Source organism: Herbaspirillum sp. CAH-3, from assembly GCF_009668275.1.
GTDB classification, from domain to species: domain Bacteria; phylum Pseudomonadota; class Gammaproteobacteria; order Burkholderiales; family Burkholderiaceae_D; genus Herbaspirillum; species Herbaspirillum aquaticum.
Map to the genome: position 1 here is coordinate 1 of NZ_VSWE01000017.1, position 19,911 is coordinate 19,911.

The window sequence follows — 19,911 nt, forward strand, 5'->3', positions numbered from 1 at the left end:
AGGCGGAACCAACCCACCAGCAGCAGGCGGAACCAACCCTCCAGCAGCAGCCGGAACCATGCCTCCGGCAGCAGGTGGCACCACGCCTTCGGCAGAAAGCGGAACTACACCTCCAGCAGCAGGCGGAACCAACCCTCCAGCAGCGGGCGGAACCACGCCTCCGGCAGCAGGTGGCACCACGCCTCCAGCAGCAGGGGGAACCACACCTCCGGCAGCAGGCGGAACCAACCCTCCAGCAGCGGGCGGAACCACGCCTCCAGCAGCAGGTGCAAGCACACCTCCAGCAGCAGGTGGCATCACGCCTCCAGCAGCAGTCGGAACCACGCCTCCAGCAGCAGTCGGAACCACGCCTCCAGCAGCAGGAGGAACCACGCCTCCAGCAGCAGTCGGAACCACGCCTCCAGCAGCAGTCGGAACCACGCCTCCAGCAGCAGGAGGAACCCCACCTCCAGCAGTAGGTGGAACCACTCCTCCAGCAACAGGCGGAACCACGCCTCCGACAGCAGGTGGAACCACGCCTCCGACAGCAGGTGGAACCACGCCTCCGACAGCAGGTGGAACCACACCTCCAGCAGCGGGCGGAACCATGCCTCCGGCAGCAGGCGGAACCGCAGCTCCAGCAGCAAGTGGAACTAAGTCTCCTGCATCCGGTGCAGCCACGTCCCCCGCAGCAACTGGGGTGACTGCTGCAGCACCAGTAGCAACACCGGCAAAATCGCCAACACCGGCTCAAGTCATCCGCCCCTCACCCACCATGATCGCCGCCGCTGCCGCAGCCCCGGTCACCCCGGTGCTCGGCCAGCAGGTCCTGAACCCCTCCAGCCGCGACATGGCTGAAGTTGCTGCTGCGCTGGTTCGCCTGCCCAACGCGACCGCCGTGCAACGCGCCGCCAGCCAGACCTTGCCCAGCAACGTCGGCGACGGTGCCATCCGTGGCAGCATGGCTTCGGTCAATCGCGTCATTGCCACCCGTAACGATGCCGGCAACGTCGGCGCCGGTGTGGGCAGCGGCTTGTCCTCCGGCGAGGCCAGGCGTGATCGCCAGGTCTGGCTCATGCCCTTCGAATCGCGCAGCAACCAGGCCGACCGCAATGGCGAATCAGGCTTCAGTGCCAGCACCTGGGGTATGGCGACCGGTGCCGAAATGGAACTGGAGCACGGACGTATCGGCCTGTCGTACGCCTACGCCAGCACCAGTGCCAAGGGCAACACCACCCTCACCGGGACCGGTAGCCGCAGCCGCATCGAGTCCAATGTAGTGGCCTTGTACGGCAAGGTTCCGGTGGGCGACCTGTCGCTGGCCTGGCAGGCTGATGTCGGCCGCAACGGCAACCGCCTCTCGCGCGAGATGCGCTTCGGAGGCATCAACCGTACCGCCCGCAGCAACTACCAGGCCTGGGATGCGCATCTGGGTGCAACGCTTTCGTTCTCACTGCCCTTGAATGAAGCAATGCACCTGGTACCGGCCTTGCAGCTCGACTACACCCGCCTGCAAAGCCTGTCCTACGTGGAGAGCGGGGCAGGAGACCTGAACCTGTCCGTGCAGGGCAAACGCAGCGAGGACCTGTTGCTCGGTACCGGCGCACGGCTGAACTACGCGCTCTCGACGACGTCGGAGATCAGCACCTACCTCGGTGCCAGCTACGATCTCATCAACGGCCGCGATGACCTGGTGGCCACCTATGCGGGTGCACCTGGCCAGTCCTTCACCACGGCCGGGCCCGCCCACTCGCCATGGTTGCTGAAGGCCGGCGTGAGCTATCGCTTCAAGCTGCCGGGTGCGACCGACGTCTCCCTGCGCCTGGACGCCGAAGGCAGGAGTGGCTTCATCAACCATTCGGCCGCCGTGAAGGCCAGCTGGCGCTTCTGATCGATGTACTGAAAAGCTGAAAAGCTGAAAAGCTGAAAAGCTGAAAAGCGGCCGCTCCTGCAGCGGCCGCGTTGCATTGGCGAACACCCCGTCCACGGCCGACTGCAGGCCGGGCAGCGGCTTGTTCTTCTTCCTGTCGTCCTTTCATCCGACGCACGAAGCTTCACCTCCCTCCGGCCTGAACAGCACCAAAAGACAATGCACAGAAAGGTCTCCTCCCCCGACAATGCGCCCCTACAAAAGCCGGCCTGAACCGGCACCCAGGGGCGACGACAAGAAGGACGGGGGACGGGGTTTGCCTTCCCGATGACCCGGCCAATTCCAAAAGATCGACCGAGGAAGGGAAGATGAAACACAAGAAGAAGCAGGGCAAATCCGCCTGCCCCATGCCGCCTGCCGGCCTGCGCCAGCACCGTCTGTGTGCCGCTGTACTGCTGACCCTGGGCCCGGCCCTGAGCCTGCACGCCGCCGCCCAGAGCTTCGTGAACTACGATGGCAGTACCACCGCCGACTCGGCGGCCGCCCTGGCCAGCTGGACGGGCAACAAGGAATTCCAGACCGATTGGGGACTGGGTGCCATGAATGCCCAGTACGCCTACGCCGCCGGTTTCACCGGCCTGGGCATCAAGCTGGGCGCGGTCGATTCCGGGCTCTTGCTGACCCATGCCGAGTTCGTTACCCGCAACGTCAAAGCCCTGGCCGTCACCGGCACCTACGCCAACGACGGATCACAATTCCAGGATGGAAGACAAGGCTGGAAGGCGGGAGATGCCTTCAGCACCACCGGCGCACTGAGTTCGCTCAACGACAAGCACGGCAGCCACGTCTCCGGCTCCATCGCGGCGGCCAGGAATGGCACGGGCATCATGGGGGTGGCCTTCGCCAGCGACTACTACATCACCAATACCAACGGCACCGACAGTTCGGTCTATGGCGTGAACATGGACTACAACTACTTCAAGGCCGCCTATGGCAACCTCGCCAGCGCGGGCGTGCGGGCCATCAACAGCAGCTGGGGCAGTCCGGATTCGCGCGATGACTTCGGCAGCATCGGTGGCGTGGCCGCAGCCTACGATCGCCTGCAAGGTGGCAGCAAGAAAACCTGGCTGGATGCCGCCGCCGATGTGGCCAAAGAATCCAACACGCTGATGGTCTGGGCAGCCGGCAATACCGGCAAGGCCAACGTCAATATCCGCTCGGCGTTGCCCTACTTCCGGCTGGAGCTGGAACAGAACTGGATCGCGGTGGCCGCCATCAATGCCAGTTCGGTGCTGCCCAGCTTCTCGAACCAGTGCGGCCTGGCCAGGTACTGGTGCGTCTCCGCGCCCGGTTCGGCCATCACCAGCCTGAACATCACGTCCGACACCGATCTGGTCAACGCCTCCGGCACCTCCATGGCCGCCCCGCACGTGACCGGTGCCTTGGGTCTGCTGATGGAACGCTATCCCACCCTCGACAACCAGGCCATCCGTACCATCCTGCTGACCACCGCCAAGCACCTGGGCAGTGGCGCGGTGGACGTACCCAACGCCATGTTTGGCTGGGGCGTGCCGGACTTGAACAAGGCCTTGAACGGTCCTGGGCAATTGCTGGGCGTCTTCAACGCCAATGTTGCCGCTGGCAGCAGCGATAGCTGGAGCAACGACATCTCCGAAGCTGCGCTGATCCAGCGCAAGAGTGACGACAAGGCGCAATTGGCCGCCTGGCAGGCGCTGTCCCCCGCCAGCTTGCAGGCCGCCGTCGACAGCGCCATGGCCAAACTCACGGCCCAGGTCGACAGCGGCTACGATGCCGCCCTGGCGCTGGTGCAGACGCGTGCCCAGCTCAACGCCGTCTACCAGGCCAGCAAGAAAAAGACGGACAACACCGCTTTCCAGAATGCCGACAAGGCAGTGGCTGCCAATGCACTGGCGGCCGCCATTCTGAAGCAGTCCGGCAGTGGCGCCTTGCTGAGCCGGGACCAGCTCCTGGCCTACCTGCAGAAGGTCGACGCCGATACCGTGGCGGCCACCCTGGCGCTGGGCAATTACAACGGCCAGACGGCCTATCTTGCTGCCGTCCAGAAAAAGACCGATGCCGACTACATCGGCAGCCTGGTCAAGAGCGGCGACGGCAGCCTGACACTTTCCGGCAACAACAGCTACTCCGGGGGCACCCGCCTGGAGGGTGGCACCCTGGGCGTGGCGTCTTCCACCGCCCTGGGCTCCGGCGCGCTGGCCATGCTCGACGGCACCCGCCTGCGTGCTGCCGCCGACAATCTCTCCGTGAACAATGCAGTGCGCATCAGCGGCGTGGGCAGCATCGATACGCAGGCGTTCAACTTCACGCTCGGCAGTGGCATTGCCGATGGCAGCACCCGCGGCAGCCTGGTCAAGCAGGGGGAGGGAAGCTTGCGCGTGCTCGGTCCGCTCAGCTACAGCGGCAACACCACCATCACCGCCGGCACATTGAGCGTGCCGGCCTTCAGCCTGGCGGTGGACCAGACCCTGACGGTGGGTGTGGCCAGTGCCACCCAATACGGCAAGCTGGCCGTCACCGGGGCGGCCAGCTTTGCGCCGGACGCGGGCCTGGCCGTGGATGTCTACAAGACCGCCACCCTGGGAGCGGGCCAGACGCTGGCGGGCGTGGTCACGGCCGGCAGCCTCACGGCACCGCGCCTGAATGTCACCGACAATTCGCTGCTGTTCGATTTCAAGCCTGTGGTGTCGGCCACTGCCGTGGACCTCAATATCGTTGACGTGACCAGCATTGGGCAAGTCGCCCAGGCAACGCTGACGCCCGACGCGGCTGCAACGCCGGCCTCTCCCACGCCGGTGTCCTCTACACCGGTGCCAACCGTACAGGCCACCAATACGCAGGTATCCACGGTACCTGCGCCCGCCGTACCGGCAACGGACACGCAGGTATCCAGTACACCTGCACCCGCCGTACCGGCAACGAACACACAGGTATCCAGTACACCTGCGCCCGCCGTACCGGCGACGAACACGCAGGTATCCAGTACACCTGCGCCCGCCGTACCGGCAACGAACACGCAGGTATCCAGTACACCTGCGCCCGCCGTACCGGCAACGAACACGCAGGTATCCAGTACACCTACGCCCGCCGCACCGGCAACGAATACGCAGGCATCCAGTACGCCTGCGCCCGCCGTACCGGCAACCAACACGCAGGCATCCACGACACCTGCGCCAACTGTACAGGTAACGGGAACGCAGGCATCCACTCCACCGGCACCAGCCGTACAGGCGTCGAGCCCACAGGCTTCTACTCCGCCCGTGCCAACTGTACAGGCAACGGCCCCGGCGGCGGCGACTGTACCGGCGGTCGCCACGCCGGCACCCGTTGCCCCCGCAGCTGCGGCCGCTGCAGTATCCGCCACCCCCGCAACCCCTGCAGCAGTCAAACCTGCTCCGGCCGCCGCCCCCACAGTGCGCCCCTCGGCAACGCTCATCGCCGCCGCCACGGCCGCTGCGCGGGTAGCGCCGGTGCTGGATCGCCAGATCCGGCAACCCTCCACGGCGGACATGGTCCAGGTGGTCACCGCACTGGGTCGCATGCCCGATCCCGAAAGCCTGCTGCGTGCCGTCAGCCAGACCCTGCCCAGGGACGTCAGCGCCAGTGCCATTCGCGGCACCATGGCTTCCGTCAATCGCGTCATCGCCACCCGCACCGAGACCGGCAACATGGGCGCCGCCGTGGCCGGCAGTGGCTTGTCCTCAGGCGAGGCAGGCAGGGACCGCCAAGTGTGGATCATGCCTTTCGAATCCCGCACCAACCAGGGCGACAGGGGCGGCGAGTCCGGCTTCAGCGCCAGCACCTCGGGCCTGGCCACCGGTGCCGAGATGGAGTTCGACAGCGCACGGGTCGGCCTGTCCTACGCCTATGCCAATACCAATGCCAGCGGCAACACCGCCATCACCGGCACCGGCAGCCGCAGCCGCATCGAATCCAACATGCTGGCCCTCTACGGCAGCCTGCCGCTGGGTGAGCTGTCGCTGGGATGGCAAGCCGACCTGGGCCGCAATGGCAACCGCCTCGATCGCCAGATGCAATTCGGCGGCCTCAATCGCATCGCCAGCAGCCGCTACCAGAGCTGGAATGCGCATGTCGGCACGAACGTATCGGTCACGCTGGCCCTGAGTGAAGCAATGAGCCTGGTACCGGCCCTGCAGCTCGATTACACCCGGCTGCAAAGCCCGTCCTACGCCGAGCGCGGGGCAGGGGACCTGGACCTGTCGGTGCAGGGCAAGCGCAGCCAGGCGTTGTTGCTCGGCACGGCGGCGCGCCTGAACTATGCGCTGACGGCCTCGTCGCAGCTCAGTACCTACGTGGGTGCCAGCTATGACGTCATCAACGATCGCGATGAGCTCGTGGCCACCTATGCCGGTGCGCCCGGCCAGTCCTTCACCACGCCCGGACCCGCACGTTCGCCCTGGTTGTTGAAGGCCGGTGTGAGTTACCGCTTCAAGCTGGTGGAAGCGGCCGATATCTCCCTGCGCTTCGATGCCGAAGGCCGCAGCGGTTTCATCAACCAGTCGGCGGCGATCAAGGCCAGCTGGCGCTTCTGAGCGATGCGCTGACACGCTGAAAAAACTGAAAGGCAGAGACCACGCGGCCGCTCCTGCAGCGGCCGCGTGGCGTTTACAGGTCCTTGCTCAATTCCGCCACGAGGTAATCCAGGAAGATCTCGACACTGCGCGGCAAGGTCCGTCCGGCCAGGGTCTGCACTTCGACGAAGCGGCCATCGCTGGGGCAATCGCGGATCGGCCGCATGGTCAGCTCACCGCGCTCGATGCGGTAGCGCACGGTGACGTCGCCGGTGATGGAAAGCGCGTCGTTGTCGAGCACGTAGTTGTGCAGCGACTGGATGTAATTGCTGGTCATCACCGGTTCGATCACCATCTGCTGGCGGCTGCAGGCGATGTCGAACAATTGCCGCAGCGTGGTGGTCGGGTCGGGCAGGGCCAGGGGATAGGGTTTGAGCTGGCCCAGCGACACATGGCGAAAACGCGCCAGCGGATGATCATTGCGCATCACCAGCGCAATCGGGCCGGGCTGGCGATGCACGACCTTGATCTCCGGCTCGGGCAGGCGCGCGAAGGTCAGGCCGATATCGGCATTGCCTTCGCGGACCTGGCGTGACACCACCGCCGGCGCGCCCACGAAGAGCTGGAACACGAAGCCCGGATATTTTTTCTGGAACGCGTTGATCAGGCGCGGCAGGAAATCGATCGCAAAACCTTCCGAGGCCGATAGCCGCACCCGCCCGCTGCGCAAGCCTTTCAAGGCTTGCAGGTCGGCCACCACGCGGTCGGCTTCCAGCGCCATCTTGCGCGCATGCGCGGCCAGCATCTCGCCACCTGCCGAGAGCACCATGCCGCGTGGACGGCGTTCAAAGAGGACCGTATCGAGCGTCTCTTCCAGGCTGCTGATCTGGCGGCTGATGGCCGAGCTGGCCACGTTGAGACGCTGCGAGGCCTCGCTGATGGAACCGCAGCGCACCACTTCGAGAAAGTAGCGCAGCGCGGTGTCTTGCAGTTGCTGAGATTTCATCCGGTAACTCCTTCAATCCTGACCAGGGCTGACCGGCACGTTACCCGGTCGGTGCAAATAATTTCCCGCTTTATTTGGTGCGTGCTTCACGGCTTTGGTGCAATGCGCGCGGGCTGTGCGCGCACTGCGATGCTGCACCTGCTCCACGCCCCGCAGCCCAGCAGCGATGCGGCTTTTGCCAGGGTGGTCTCATTGTGGTGCAGCATTTATGCGTTCTGTATTCGGCAATGCAGGCTTAGAAATTTGATGATTGTGGCATCGATAAATCCTAGCCTAGTATCGCCTTCGACGTCGCGGTTTTTTCTCATTTGTCTTATTCAAACGAAGGGGCAGGAATGAACGCACTACCGAAATCCCTCATGCGCTGGTCGCGTTGCGCGGTACTCGTGGCGGGGGCCATGAGCGCGATGGCAGCCCATGCCGGCAAGGCCAACGATACCCTCATCTACGCTTCCGACAGCGAAGTCGAGAACATCAGCCAGTACCACAACAACCTGCGCGAAGGCGTGATCCTGGCGCACCTGATCTGGGACACGCTGATCTATCGCGATCCCAAGACCAACGAATACAAGCCACAACTGGCCACCGCCTGGAAATGGGAGTCGCCCACCGCGCTGGTGCTCGATCTGCGCCAGGGCGTGCAATTCCAGAACGGCGACAAGTTCAGCGCCGACGATGTGGTGTTTACCTTCAACTATGCCGTCTCGCCGGAATCCAAGGCGGTCACGCGCCAGACTACCGACTGGATCAAGAGCGTCGACAAGCTGGGCGACTACCAGGTGCGCATCAACCTGAAGGGGCCGTTCCCGGCAGCCGTCGAATACCTGGCCGGCCCGCTGCCCATCTACCCGGCGGCCTACTTCAAGAAGGTCGGGCTGGAAGGCTTTTCCAAGGCCCCCATCGGCACCGGTCCCTACAAGGTCACCAGCGTGACCCCGGGACAGGGCGTAACCCTGGTCAAGAACGGCAACTACTTCAAGGACAGCCCGCAGGGCCAGCCCTCCATCGGCAACATCAAGTTCGTGGTGATTCCCGATCCGGAAACGCGCGCCGCGCAACTGATGACCGGGGCCATCGACTGGATCTGGCGCGTGCCGCCCGACCAGGCCGATTCGCTCAAGACCAATCCCAAGCTGACCGTGCAGAGCGGCGAGACCATGCGCGTGGGCTTCATCACCCTGGATACCACCGGTACCTCCGCACCCAACTCTCCCTTCAAGGATGTGCGCGTGCGCCAGGCGGTCAATTACGCCATCAACCGCAAGGGCTATGCCGAGAACCTCATGCGCGGCGGCAGCCAGCCGGTCTATACCGCCTGCTTCCGCACGCAGTTCGGCTGCGACAGCAATGCCGCCATCAAGTTTGACTACAACCCGGCCAAGGCCAAGGAGCTGCTGGCAGCGGCCGGTTATCCGAACGGTTTCGATACCGACATCTACGCTTACCGCGAACGTGAAATCGCCGAAGCCATCATCGGCGACCTGCGCAAGGTCGGCATCCGCGCACGGCTGCATTACATGAAGTTCGCGGCCCTGCAGACCGAATACCGCGGTGGCAAGACACCCATGAGCTTTTATTCATGGGACTCCTTCTCGATGAACGATACCTCGGCCTTTGCCGGCGTCTACTTCAAGGGCGGTGCCGATGACATCACCAAGGATCCGCAATTGCAGCAGTTCCTGCAGACCGCCGATACCTCCATCGACCCGGCGGTGCGCAAGGCCAATTACACCAAGGCGCAGGAACTCATTTCCAAGCAGGCTTACGTGGCACCGATGTTCTCCTATTCGACCTTCTATGCCTTCAATGCGCAGCTGAAGTTCCAGGGATATCCGGACGAGTTGCCGCGCTTCTACGAAGCTTCCTGGAAATAAAACCGGCGGCGCACATTCTGCGTGCGCCGCTCCTGACGTCATCCGCCCAGCCCTTGCAAGGAAGGATCGCCATGTTGATCTACCTCCTGCGCCGCCTCGCCATCGCCTTGTGCGTGGCGCTGACGGTGTCCGTCGTCAGCTTCACCTTGCTGCATCTCTCCGGTGACCTGGCGGTCTCCATCGCCGGCCCGGAAGCCACGGCGGCCCAGGTCGAATCGGTGCGTACCCAGTTCGGCCTGGACCGTCCGCTGACCACGCAATACGTGGACTGGCTGGGCCGCGCCGTGCAGCTCGACTTCGGCAAGTCCTTCTACTTCCAGGGGCCGGTGATGGAAATGATTTCCGAACGCCTGCCGATCACCTTCAAACTGGGCGGCAGCGCCTTGCTGCTGGCGATCCTGACCGCCATTCCGTTAGGCGTGCTGGCGGCGCTCTACCGGGATACCTGGCTGGATCGCACGGCGCTGCTCATTGCCGTGGTCGGGCAGGCCATGCCCAGCTTCTGGTTCGGCTTGACGCTGATCCTCATCTTTGCGGTCACCCTGCACTGGCTGCCGGTGGCCGGCAACGAGAGCTGGCAGCATTTCATCCTGCCCGCCGTGGCCCTGGGCTACTACGCCATGCCGGCCATGATGCGGCTGACCCGCTCGGGCATGCTGGAGGTGCTGGGTTCGGACTACATCCGCACGGCGCGCGCCAAGGGGCTTTCCAAATCGCGGGTGGTGTTCAAGCACGCGCTGCGCAATGCGGTCATCCCGGTGGTGGCGCTGGCGGCAGTTGAGCTGGGATTCATGCTGGGTGGTTCGGTGGTCATCGAGTCCGTGTACTCGATGCAGGGCCTGGGCCAGCTCGCCTGGGATGCCATCTCGCGCAACGACTATCCGGTGGTGCAAGCCGTGGTGCTCATCATCGCCATGTTCTACATCGGCCTGACCTTCCTGGCCGATGTCATCAATGCGCTGCTGGACCCGCGCATCCGTACCCGCTGATCTTGTCTGGAGACGACATGAGCGCAACCTCATCATCCACTTTGCCTCCCCCCGCCATGCTGAGTGCGGCCTTGCCACCGCTGCCCGCATGGCGCCGCAAGCTGCGCCGCCTGCTGGGCCATCGCGGCCTGGTGCTGGGCGCACTGTTCCTGGCCATCATCGTGCTGGCCGCGATCTTCGCACCGCTGCTGGCACCGCATGATCCCTTCGAGCAGGACGTCACGGCCCGCCTGATCCCGCCAGTGTGGCAGGCCCAGGGCAGCTGGGAGCATATCCTCGGTACCGACAAGCTGGGCCGCGATTATCTGTCGCGCCTGATCTTCGGTGCGCGCGTCTCGCTCACCATCGGTATTGCCGCCGCGCTGATCTCGGGCCTGATCGGCACCACGCTGGGCGTGCTGGCCGGTTATTTCGGCGGGCGCACCGATGCCGTCATCAGCTATCTCATCACTACGCGGCTGGCCATGCCGGTGGTGCTGGTGGCGCTGGCGATGGCCTCGCTGGTCGGTGGCTCGCTGAAGGTGGTGATCGTGCTGCTGGGGCTGTTGCTGTGGGACCGCTTTGCGGTGGTCACGCGCTCGGCCACGCAGCAGTTGCGCGATGCCGAATTCATCGCGGCCGCCAAGGCCATCGGGGCGTCGACTCCCTACATCCTGCTGCGCGAGATCCTGCCCAACATCATGGGGGCGCTGATCGTGGTGGCTACCCTCGAAATGGCCCATGCCATCCTGCTGGAAGCCACGCTGTCCTTCCTCGGGCTGGGCGTACAGCCGCCCACGCCCTCGTGGGGCCTGATGGTGGCCGAGGGCAAGACCTACATGTTCTTCAAGCCCTGGGTGATTGTCATTCCAGGTGTGGCGCTGGCGCTGCTGGTGCTGGCGATCAACCTGGTCGGCGATGGCCTGCGCGATGTCAACGCGCCCGACGGCCGCAACTAACTTAGGGTTCACGCAAGGAGCACACCATGAGCATATTGCTGGACGTGAAGAACCTGAAGGTGGACCTGCCCACCGAAAACGGCATGCTGCACGCCGTGCGCGGCATCGATTTCCAGGTGCGCAAGGGAGAAATGCTGTGCCTGGTCGGCGAGTCCGGCTGCGGCAAGTCAATGACCTCGCTGGCCCTGATGGGCCTGCTGCCGCGCAAGGCGCAATGCAGTGCCGACCACATCCTCTTCGATGGCGCCGATCTCAATACCATGAGCGAACGGCAGCGCATGCAACTGCGCGGCAAGCGCATGTCGATGATCTTCCAGGAGCCGATGACCTCGCTGAACCCCGCCTATACGCTGGGCAACCAGCTCTGCGAGGCAATGCTGCAGCAACCGGGCGTGACCCGGGGCGAGGCGCGCGAACGTGCGCTCTACCTGCTGCACCGGACCGGCATCAGCAACGCCGAAGACCGCCTGCGCCAGTATCCGCACCAGCTCTCCGGCGGCCTGCGCCAGCGCGTGATGATCGCCATGTCGCTCATGTGCAGCCCGGACCTGATCATCGCCGACGAACCCACCACCGCGCTGGACGTGACCATCCAGGCGCAGATCCTGCGCATGATCCGCGAACTGCAGCAGGAGTTCGGCACGGCTGTCATCTTCATCACCCATGACCTGGGCGTGGTCTCGCGCATCGCCGATCGCGTGGCCGTGATGTATGCGGGGCAGGTGGTGGAGACCAGCGGCGTGGCGCAACTGTTCGCGCAGCCGCGCCATCCCTATACACGTGGCTTGCTCAATTGCATCCCCGTGCGCGGCAAGACCTTGCCGGGCAGCCGGCTGCAAGCCATTCCGGGCGTGGTACCCAGCCTGGTGGGCCAGGTCAGCGGCTGCGCCTTCCGCAATCGCTGCACCCTGGCCGACAGTGCTTGTGAGCAGGATCCGCCCATGGTGCAGCAGGGCAGTCCCGGCTTGCCGCATGAGGCGCGCTGTTTCAAGCTCGATGTGCCGGTGGCGGCGATGGAGGTGGCAGCATGAACACGTCCTTGACACCACGGCCACCGCTGGACGACATCGCGCTCGAGCTGTGCGCCTTGTCGAAGGTGTATCCGCTCAAGCGCGGACTGTTCCAGGCACCGGGTCAACTCAAGGCGGTCGATGACGTGTCGCTGCGTCTGTATCGCGGCGAGACCCTGGGGCTGGTCGGCGAGTCCGGCTGCGGCAAGAGCACCCTGGCCAAGATGCTGCTGGGCCTGCTGGCACCGACCTCGGGCAACGTGCTCATCAACGGCCAGGAGGTCGATCCGACCGAGCGCCGTGCGCATGCACGGCACATCCAGCCGATCTTCCAGGATCCGTATTCCTCGCTCAATCCGCGCAAGACCGTCGGCGAGATCGTCGGCCTGCCGCTGAAGCTGCATGGCATCGGCAACGCTGCCGAGCGCACTCGCCAGGTGCGCCAGATCCTCGATCTGGTCGGCATGCCGGAACGCACCCACACGCAGTATCCCAACCAGCTCTCCGGCGGCCAGCGCCAGCGGGTGGCGATTGCCCGGGCACTGATCCTGCGGCCCGACATCCTCATCTGCGATGAACCGACCTCGGCCCTGGATGTGTCGGTGCAGGCGCAGATCCTCAACCTGCTGCTGGACCTGAAGGCCGAGTTCGGGCTGACCTATCTCTTCATCAGCCACGACCTGGGCGTGGTGGAGCACCTGGTGGACCGGGTGGCCGTGATGAACAAGGGCAGCATCGTGGAATTGGCCTCGCGTGAACAACTCTTCAGCGATCCCCAGCATCCGTATACCCGCATGCTGCTGGCCTCGGCGCTGACGCCCGATCCGGGCCTGGGCATTCCGGCGCTGGCGGCAGCCGCCTGACCACATGAACCAAACTGAAAAAGACCAAGGAGCAGCAGCATGAGCAGAGCACAAGCCATCGCCGGCGTACAGGCTTACTTCGACGACGGCCGTTTCATGGAAACCCTGAAGCGCCGCGTGGCCATCCGTACCGAAAGCCAGGAAGCGGCCAGCCTGCCCATCCTCTACGACTACTTGCACCAGGAGATCACGCCCTACCTGGTCTCGCTGGGCTTTGACTGCGAAGTGATCGACAACCCGCTGCCAGGCGGCAGCCCTTTCCTGATCGCCGAGCGCATCGAAGAGGGGGCCGCCTTCACCTTGCTCACCTACGGTCATGGCGACGTGGTGCGCGGCTATGACAAGCAATGGCGCGCCGGCCTCTCGCCGTGGGAGATCGTGGTCGAGGGCGAACGCTGGTACGGACGCGGCATCGCCGACAACAAGGCCCAGCACACCATCAACCTGGCCGCGCTGGAAGAAGTCATGAAGGTGCGTGGCGGCAAGCTCGGCTACAACGTCAAGCTGATCCTGGAAATGGGCGAAGAAACCGGTTCACCCGGCTTGAACGAAGTCTGCCGCCAGTATGCCGAGCGCCTGAAGGCCGATCTCTTCATCGCCTCCGACGGCCCGCGCGTGAATGCCCCCACGCCAACCATGTTCCTGGGCTCGCGCGGCGGCTGCAACTTTGATCTGACCTGCCACCTGCGCGACGGCGGCCATCACTCCGGAAACTGGGGCGGGCTGCTGCGCAATCCCGGCGTGCGCCTGGCCAATGCGATCGCCTGCCTGGTCGATGAACGCGGCGCCATCCGCGTGCCGGCGCTGCTGCCGGAGAGCCTGCCCAACAGCGTGCGCAAAGCCCTGGCCAACGTCAAGCTGGGTGGCGGCCCTACCGATCCCGAGATCGATGCGGATTGGGGCGAGCCCGACCTCACGCCCGCCGAGCGCGTCTTCGGCTGGAATACGCTGGAAGTGCTGGCCTTCAAGACCGGCAATCCGGAAGCGCCCGTCAATGCCATTCCCGGACGTGCCACCGCGCATTGCCAGATCCGCTTCGTGGTGGGCAGCGATGACGCGCATTTCATCGAACACATCCGCGCCCATCTGGACGAACATGGATACGACGATGTGCAGGTGACGCTGTCGGGCGTGCAGTTCTCCGCAACCCGGCTCGATCCGGATGACGAATGGGTGCGCTGGTGCCTGGCATCGCTGCAGGAGAGTACCGGCAAGAAGCCGACCTTGCTGCCCAACCTGGGTGGCTCGCTGCCCAACGATGTCTTCTCCGAGACCCTGGGCCTGCCCACGCTGTGGGTGCCGCACTCCTATCCGGCCTGCTCACAGCATGCGCCCAACGAGCATATACTGGCCAGCGTGTCGCGCGAGTCGCTGCAGCTGATGGCGGGCCTGTTCTGGGACCTGGCCGAGCAGGGCGGCGAGGTACTGGCGCGACGCCCATCCCCCACGGAGAAACGATGAATCACCCCCATGAACACGCCCTGTGCGAGGTCGCCGACCTGCACGATATCCACGACGAAATCACTGGCATCCGCCGCCACCTGCACCAGCATCCTGAACTGTCCTTCGAGGAGGTCGATACCGCGGCCCTGGTGGCCTCGCGCCTGCAGGAGTGGGGCTATGCCGTCACCCGCCACATCGGCGGCAATGGCCTGGTCGCCACCCTCAAGTCGGGTAGCAGCACTCGCAGCATCGGCCTGCGCGCCGACATGGATGCCTTGCCCATCCACGAAGAAACCGGCCTGGAGTGGGCCAGCGTCAAGCCCGGCGCCATGCACGCCTGCGGCCATGATGGCCACACCGCCATGCTGCTGGGCGCGGCCAAGCACCTGGCGCGCACGCGCCGCTTCGATGGCACGCTGCACCTGATTTTCCAGCCGGCCGAAGAAGCCGGCTTCGACAGCGGCGCGCAGAAGATGCTGGCCGATGGGCTGTTCGAACGCTTTCCCTGCGATGCCGTCTTCGGCATCCACAATCATCCGGGCGTGGAAGCGGGCACTTTCATGTTCCGCAGCGGCCCCTTCATGGCGGCCTGCGATACCGTCAAGATCCGCCTCACCGGGCGCGGCAGCCATGCGGCGCGTCCGCACCTGTCGGTCGATCCGGTGGTGGCCGCAGCCAGCCTGGTGATGGCCTTGCAGACGGTGGTCTCGCGCAATGTCGATCCGATGGAAACGGCGGTAGTCACCGTCGGCAGCCTGCATGCGGGCAAGGCCTCCAACGTGATTCCGGAATTTGCCACGCTGGAGTTGAGCGTGCGCTCCTTCAAGCCCGAGGTGCGCGCGTTGCTGGAAGAACGCATCCGCGCGCTGGTGGCGCTGCATGCCGAGAGTTACGGTGCGCGGGCCGATATCGAGTACCTGCGTGGCTATCCGGTGCTGGTCAACAGCGATGCAGAGACCGAATTCGCCCGCAGCGTGGCCGAAGAACTGGTGGGGGCGGACAAGGTGATCGCGCCCTTCGGTCCCATCGCCGGCAGCGAGGATTTTGCCTACTTCCTGCAACAGCGTCCCGGCTGCTTCTTGCGCGTAGGCAATGGTCAGGGCCAGCCGATGCTGCACAACGCGGGCTACGATTTCAATGATGCCAACATCCCCGTGGGCGCCGCCTTCTGGACCCGGCTGGTGGAGCGCTGGCTGCCCGTCAAGGCCGGCTGAGAGCGGCAGCGTGCGGCTTATGCGCCACGAGCATAAGCGCATGACGAATGCTTCGTTTTCAGCCGCTGCCTGGCCCGGTACATTGAGGGCGTCTCCTCAGACGTCCTTGGACTTGGACAATTCGAGCCTGAACCCGCCACGCGCAAGCCTGGCGGGTTTTTTTTCGGCTGTTTCCCTGCAGCATGCGGGCTTGAAATTCACGTAACTTTCACGGCGCATGGCAGAGCTTGATGCGCCGCAAAGCCTGAGCCCAGGCTGCTGTCGAGCTGGCAAGTGGCGTTGCCGGATCAGGAATTCCCCGATGTTCGCGATCACGTCGGGCCACTACCATGGGAACCAATGAAACACGGTCTGTGCTCCGGACCCCCGACCATACAGCGGGGTCACGACTGGCACGCAAGACCTTGACCAAGTATCTTGCTTTTGGAGCCAGCCATGCATTTCGTTACCGAATCCGTACCGGGTGAAATCACCCTGATGTTCATCAGTTACCTGGTCTTCTGCACCGTGCTGATGTATCTCTTCATCAAGACCGACAAGGAGTGGGGCAGCCTGGAAGTGTCGCTGGAGGATGTCGGCCAGCGCGACCAGCAGGTCATGGCTTCGGCCTTGCGCTACGTGGCGGTGGATGCCCAGGAGCGTTCCCTGTTCAACAATGGCCTGACCCGGCCGTCGTTGCAGCACTGTGCACAGTATCACGATGTCGATTGCACCTGCTTCATGCAGGAGCCGAAAAAGCCGGATTGAATACCAGGGGAGACGTGCCTGGGGGCGAGGGATCGTAGGGGAAGTGAGGGGAAGTGAAGTGAGGGGGAGTGAAGCAGCAAAGCTAGTACCGTTGCGTGGCATTAGGGGTAGTGCCTGCAACAACAGCAAGTATCCGCAGTAGCAGTGAGCAGTCAGTAGTACTTAGTACGTAGTACAGCAGTGAGCCAATGTCGTTTCGTTTTGCAATTGATTTGCAGTCGTAGTTGCAGTTGCAGTGCGTAGCAGCAGTTGAAGTAGCGGTAGAAGTAGTAGCAGTAGCAGTAGAGTTTTGCGCAGCAAACATGTCTTGAGGGTGGAACGGCAAGTCGTGATGCCGCTTTTGTTCCAAAGCGCGTCACGCAACGGGTGTGTGCAGTCCGGCATTCCCGTGAAGCGGCCTAGCGGCTTGCCCGTTCTTTTCCATGCGAAAATAGCGCCCATGCAAAGCTCACATTCCTCCGCGCAGAACCTGCGCCCATTGATTCCCCTGGCCGATTACCAACGCATCTTCCGCGTCATCCATTCCGTGCTGCACAGCGTGGAAGCGGACATCCCGGCCGCCAGTTTCTTCTTTTCCGTCACCGCCGCCCAGATCCTCAAGAAGTTCTACAAGCGCAATGCCTTCCCCGTCGCCGGTGCGGCGTTCTACCTGATTCGTGAAGATGGCGGCGGTGCGCTGTCCTTCGGTTCGCTGGGTGAGGACGGCCAAAGCGTGACCAGCCACCAGGATGCCTTCCACGCCTGGGTACAGTGCGACGGCTATGCGCTCGATTTCATGGCGCCGCTGTTCCAGGAGCTGCTGGTCTCGGCTGGCCACCCCTTGCCGGTGCCGCGCCAGATGTTCCAGAAGGACCTGCAGCGCATGAGCGCGGATGTGCAGGCGCTGGCCAAGCCGGGAGACTTCTACCTGGCTTCCAACCTGGAGCTGACGCGCGAGCTGCTGCAGCAGTTCATGGCCAAGAAGGCGCTGACCAACCTGTCGCAATTGTGCCTGGAATGGTTCCGCAAGCCGCCCAAGGCGATGCCGGACGACCTGGCCCTGCAAGGCGCCGATGGCGAAGTCTCGCGCATCAAGCTGCAGGCCACGGCCATCGAAGGCGTCTGGTAAGACGGTCGTCGTTTTTCTTCAGCAATTTATTCCGGGAATGTCATGGAGGCGGACGCCTCCGAGAGGAGGGTGTGCTGGACAGATGTCCAACACACCATGCGATCATGCATATCGGTTGCATGTACCGCACTAAGGTTCACACTATAGTGCGCCGTTATGACGGCTTCATGACATTTTCAGTATCACTTTTCCCCTTCAGCCTCCTCTCCCGCTTTTTCCTTCATATGCCAGTGCACTGTCATGGCGCGGTCATACGCTGCCACTAGACTTGCGCCTGTCTCCTCTGACTCGGTGCAGATGTTGTTGCCTGCGATGCGAGCGCGTCGCAGGCCTTTTTTCCCGGGCAGCCAGTTCTCCTCGCTTCATGCTTCACGCCCAGGCCGGACAGTGGCGTCGTAACCCGGCAGGTCGCACACGTGATGGAAGCCGCGGTCCTCCCTTCCCGTCAGGCGCAAGCTTGCCGGTGCGCGGCGCGGGGTGCGTCCCTCCCTTCAGGGCAGGCTCCGTCACCGGGGCCTGCCCATCGCTTTCTTCGCTCTGTACCTTCCCTGTCTTTTCCCCTGCTTGCCCATCTGCTGCCCTGGCAGTGATTTCCCTTTGCAATCAAAGACTTGGTCTGCTTACCCAGCGCTTTTCCACAGGCTTGCTCCCAAAAAATGTGGATATCCATGCAAGCGGTGCCAGGGACAGGCTGCTGCCCATGTCGCGTCATTTTCCAAAAAAACCTTGATAATCAATGACTTGAGTGGCTTGTCCAAGGCTTTTCCACAGGCTTGCACCCAAAAAGTGTGGATATCACCCCGCTCGGCCAGTCTGGGCGCGGCTTTGCGGCGGATGGCCAGATTCGCCAAAAAACTGCCCGGGTTTGCGTCTGGCGAGGTTTTTCCTTTGTAATCAATGGCTTGGGTGTCTTGTCAAGCGCTTGTCCACAGGCTTGCTCCCAAAATGTGTGGATATCCTGCGTGAAGCGGCAGGCAAGGCGGCTTTTCGAGCGCGCGGCGAGCTGAAAAGCCTCGATCGCACCTGTTTTGACGACGTTTGCCAGCCGCTGTTGCGATATTGAAAAGTTGTTTCGAATCAATGGCTTGAGTGGCTTGTCAAGTGCTTCTCCACAAGCTTGCTCCCAGAAAATGTGGATATCGTTGCGCGTGGTGCAACGCTTGTTGGGTGCAGCGGACTGCCCGTTTTTTGCCTCCTGCTGCCTCGGTAGAGGAAAGTCCTTTGCAATCAAGGCCTTGCCTGACTTGCCCAGCGCTTCTCCACAGGCTTGCTCCCAAAAAATGTGGATATCCGGCCAGGTGACGGGGACAAGTCCTGGCCGGGTGATGCGCGGCAGCGGCCTGCACCACGAATGCGCGCAGCCGAGGCGGGAGAAAAAAGCGCTGAAGAATCAAGGGTTTGGGTGGCTTGTCAAAGCCTTGTCCACAAGCTTGCCCCCGAAAAATGTGGATAAGGCCTGCACGCGGCAGGCCTTGGGAGCCGGGGAGGGGAAATTGGGGATAAGCAGTCCGGTGTGAGGACTCAACCTTTGTCCGGTGCGCTGTAAGGTTCAACGCTGACTGCCTTCATGCTGTAGCTGGATGCGCCCATGGAAGAGTCCGAGCGTTCCACCTTGAGCACGCCGCTGATCCACACCGCATCCATGGTGCGCACATTCTTGACGGCCTTGGCGCTCTTGACATGAATGATCTGGTTGGCCGGCGGCGGCGGCACGTGGATGCAGGCGCCGAAGTAGGGGACCAGCAGGAATTCCTTGAGGGCCTCGCCTTCGCGATCCAGCGACACCACAAAGCCCGGCAGGCGTACCGCCTTGCCTTCCATGGCCGGATCGACGGGCGCATCCTTCCAGTACTTCTTGGCCTTCCACAGCGCCGCATCGGCACGCGGATCGTCATCGGTCATCTGGTCCAGCTTGAGGCCCTTGAAGGGCGCCATCGGATCCCAGTCCTTGGGGATGAGGGATTCCCAGGCGATCTCCTGGAAACCGTTCACCATCTTGCCCGAGGCCTGGTAGGGCTTGTCGGTGACGGCGGGGCTTTGTTGCAGCTGGTCGCCGACCTTGTAGGGGCCGTTGGAGGCGGCGGCCACACCGGCTACGGTGCTGCCGGCATCAGCGCGTGCGGTCACGGCGGGAACTGCGCCGGCCAGCGGGGCGCCGGTGGAGGCAGCGGCGGCCGCAGCGGGCGCAGGGGCCGTTGCCGGGGCCGCCTGGGCATCGCCGTGGGCCAGCAGGCGAACGCCGCTGCCTACCAGCAGGCCGGCGGCGACAATGCCACCTATCCAGTAAAGAGACTTCATA

At 63.7% G+C, this 19,911-nt stretch carries 16 protein-coding genes; 11 read left to right on the top strand and 5 right to left on the bottom strand.

Going from position 1 to position 19,911, the window contains the following annotated elements; all coding sequences use genetic code 11:
- Positions 1-104: 104 nt before the first annotated feature.
- Together FYB76_RS20910 and FYB76_RS20915 are read right to left on the bottom strand one after the other, a co-directional pair.
- Positions 105-272 carry a hypothetical protein gene (locus tag FYB76_RS20910; RefSeq protein WP_154134923.1) on the bottom strand — a complete coding sequence of 56 codons (168 nt, stop codon included), beginning with the start codon at positions 270-272 and terminating at the stop codon, positions 105-107.
- 24 nt (positions 273-296) lie between these two features.
- Positions 297-626, bottom strand: a complete 330-nt coding sequence (locus tag FYB76_RS20915; protein WP_154134924.1) for a hypothetical protein — start codon at positions 624-626, stop codon at positions 297-299.
- A gap of 128 nt (positions 627-754) precedes the next feature.
- On the opposite strand from FYB76_RS20915, the gene FYB76_RS20920 reads away from it, so the two are divergent.
- Together FYB76_RS20920 and FYB76_RS20925 are read left to right on the top strand one after the other, a co-directional pair.
- On the top strand, positions 755-1,870 hold the full coding sequence (locus FYB76_RS20920) for an autotransporter domain-containing protein (protein WP_154134925.1): 1,116 nt from the start codon (positions 755-757) through the stop codon (positions 1,868-1,870).
- 347 nt (positions 1,871-2,217) lie between these two features.
- A complete protein-coding gene (locus FYB76_RS20925; RefSeq protein WP_154134926.1) occupies positions 2,218-6,441 on the top strand; it encodes a S8 family serine peptidase in 4,224 nt (1,407 codons plus the stop codon).
- Between the two features lie 73 nt (positions 6,442-6,514).
- Here FYB76_RS20925 and FYB76_RS20930 read toward each other — a convergent pair whose 3' ends face one another.
- Positions 6,515-7,426, bottom strand: coding sequence for a LysR family transcriptional regulator (locus tag FYB76_RS20930; protein WP_088757030.1), 912 nt, complete (start codon positions 7,424-7,426; stop codon positions 6,515-6,517).
- A 335-nt stretch (positions 7,427-7,761) separates the two neighbouring features.
- On the opposite strand from FYB76_RS20930, the gene FYB76_RS20935 reads away from it, so the two are divergent.
- The 9 genes from FYB76_RS20935 to FYB76_RS20975 all read left to right on the top strand — a co-directional run bounded on the left by FYB76_RS20935 (position 7,762) and on the right by FYB76_RS20975 (position 17,612).
- Positions 7,762-9,300, top strand: a complete 1,539-nt coding sequence (locus FYB76_RS20935; protein ID WP_154134927.1) for an ABC transporter substrate-binding protein — start codon at positions 7,762-7,764, stop codon at positions 9,298-9,300.
- A gap of 71 nt (positions 9,301-9,371) precedes the next feature.
- Positions 9,372-10,289: an ABC transporter permease gene (locus FYB76_RS20940; protein WP_044530432.1), complete on the top strand. Its 918-nt coding sequence runs from the start codon at positions 9,372-9,374 to the stop codon at positions 10,287-10,289.
- A gap of 17 nt (positions 10,290-10,306) precedes the next feature.
- Positions 10,307-11,227: an ABC transporter permease gene (locus FYB76_RS20945; protein WP_154134928.1), complete on the top strand. Its 921-nt coding sequence runs from the start codon at positions 10,307-10,309 to the stop codon at positions 11,225-11,227.
- 26 nt (positions 11,228-11,253) lie between these two features.
- Entirely contained in the window at positions 11,254-12,258 is a 1,005-nt protein-coding gene (locus tag FYB76_RS20950; protein ID WP_154134929.1) for an ABC transporter ATP-binding protein, read from the top strand.
- Positions 12,255-13,100, top strand: coding sequence for an ATP-binding cassette domain-containing protein (locus FYB76_RS20955; protein WP_088757025.1), 846 nt, complete (start codon positions 12,255-12,257; stop codon positions 13,098-13,100). Before FYB76_RS20950 ends, FYB76_RS20955 begins: the two co-directional genes overlap by 4 nt.
- 39 nt (positions 13,101-13,139) lie before the next feature.
- Positions 13,140-14,561 carry a M20 family metallopeptidase gene (locus FYB76_RS20960; protein ID WP_154134930.1) on the top strand — a complete coding sequence of 474 codons (1,422 nt, stop codon included), beginning with the start codon at positions 13,140-13,142 and terminating at the stop codon, positions 14,559-14,561.
- On the top strand, positions 14,558-15,757 hold the full coding sequence (locus tag FYB76_RS20965) for a M20 aminoacylase family protein (RefSeq protein WP_154134931.1): 1,200 nt from the start codon (positions 14,558-14,560) through the stop codon (positions 15,755-15,757). The genes FYB76_RS20960 and FYB76_RS20965 overlap by 4 nt, the downstream gene beginning before the upstream one ends.
- Before the next feature lie 435 nt (positions 15,758-16,192).
- Entirely contained in the window at positions 16,193-16,504 is a 312-nt protein-coding gene (locus tag FYB76_RS20970) for a hypothetical protein (protein WP_088757022.1), read from the top strand.
- A gap of 439 nt (positions 16,505-16,943) precedes the next feature.
- Positions 16,944-17,612, top strand: a complete 669-nt coding sequence (locus FYB76_RS20975) for a DUF2026 family protein (protein ID WP_134222890.1) — start codon at positions 16,944-16,946, stop codon at positions 17,610-17,612.
- A gap of 733 nt (positions 17,613-18,345) precedes the next feature.
- Here FYB76_RS20975 and FYB76_RS20980 read toward each other — a convergent pair.
- Positions 18,346-18,843, bottom strand: coding sequence for a hypothetical protein (locus FYB76_RS20980; protein WP_154134932.1), 498 nt, complete (start codon positions 18,841-18,843; stop codon positions 18,346-18,348).
- A gap of 290 nt (positions 18,844-19,133) precedes the next feature.
- Positions 19,134-19,910: a DUF3299 domain-containing protein gene (locus FYB76_RS20985; RefSeq protein WP_154134933.1), complete on the bottom strand. Its 777-nt coding sequence runs from the start codon at positions 19,908-19,910 to the stop codon at positions 19,134-19,136.
- Position 19,911 lies beyond the last annotated feature (1 nt).